Annotated in this window: 1 pseudogene; it reads right to left on the bottom strand. The window is 57.6% G+C overall.

The features are described 5' to 3' along the window. Positions 1-1,266: pseudogene (locus J2T09_RS27535) on the bottom strand (hypothetical protein); the annotation flags it as partial.

The raw sequence follows: 1,266 nt of genomic DNA, 5'->3' as shown, positions 1-1,266 counted from the left end.
CAGGATCAGCCGAAATGGTTTCTGTCCGAAGAAGGATGACCCCGAGTTCTTGAAAGCGACCGACGGGATAAGGACCTCCCACCCGTGGTCGCGATCACTCCAGCGCAGCTCTCCGCATCTCATGTCTTCAAGCCGGCGTTCCGATGTCGGGTGATGCCCGCGCGGACAGACACGAAGTTGGCGTAGGTTCTTCTGCCGAAGACCGAGATGCAGTCCAAGACGGAGAAGCAGGAATGAGCGTACGGCTTCGGCCGCCGACCGCGGATATCGGTTTTCATCCGGCATGCGTTTCAGAATTTCGTCGGTGATCTTGCGATATTCCGCCAGTGGACTGTCCGCTTCAAGGACACACATGATCGGTTCGAACGGATCGCGATGGACGCGCATGACGCGTTTGATCTCCTTGGATCGGTTGGCGGCATGCCGGTGAAACGCATCGCAGGCACCGTGCCAGTCGCGGCCTGCGAACTCAATCTCTTCGTGCTCAATCAAGCCTTCGATAGGTCTGACGTTCTTCAGCAGTTCCGGATGCTGTCGAATCCAGCCGACATCGGCGCGGGTAAGAGCCTGTGCTACCATCAGCATGTCTTCCTCCCATTTGGTATAAAAGCCACGGCGCTGTTCGCGCCATTGAAGGTACCAATCCCAGACGCCGGGGAAGACGAGAAGGCCGAAGCTCAGCTGGCCGACTGGCACGCCGCGACCTTTTACAGCGCTGTTTGGCGAGGCGGCCAGCGCGCCAAACATCAAGCCAAGATGTTCGATCTTTTGAGAGGCCGTTTCCTCACCCCAGACGCCGTTTCGCTGTAAACCAATCGCGGTCAGTGTCGAGGTTTTGAAACGAATGAGGTCAGCCATTTCCATGGCAAGCCGCGGGCGTGCATCAACAACACCGGAGAGCAGATCAGGATCATCAAACTCCGGCAATACATTCTGATTTTCGCCGACGGCGCATGCCAAGGAGCTGGGCGATAGATGACTTCCGCCATATGTTACTCCGGGGAAGCGGATGGCATAACGCTGCTTGACGGCCGCTGCCTGATACCGGCGGTACTCCGTCGCGCCGGAAATGATCACCCGGCGTACCCAATCGACGATCTCCTGACGCTTTGCAAAGGGCAGGCTGCTGAAATCATCCGGAAGATGCAACGACATTCTGCGCCGCTCAGCCGGGCTGATATCACCGAGGTCATGACCATAAAGCGAGCGCGCCTGATGCGGCAGCTTCTCTTTGAAATATCCTTCTGGAAGGCGATAGCGTCGCTC

This window comes from Neorhizobium huautlense, assembly GCF_030811685.1.
GTDB lineage: Bacteria > Pseudomonadota > Alphaproteobacteria > Rhizobiales > Rhizobiaceae > Neorhizobium > Neorhizobium huautlense_A.
The sequence above is the reverse complement of the archived record's forward strand: the minus strand, read 5'-3'. Positions and strand labels throughout refer to the sequence as shown.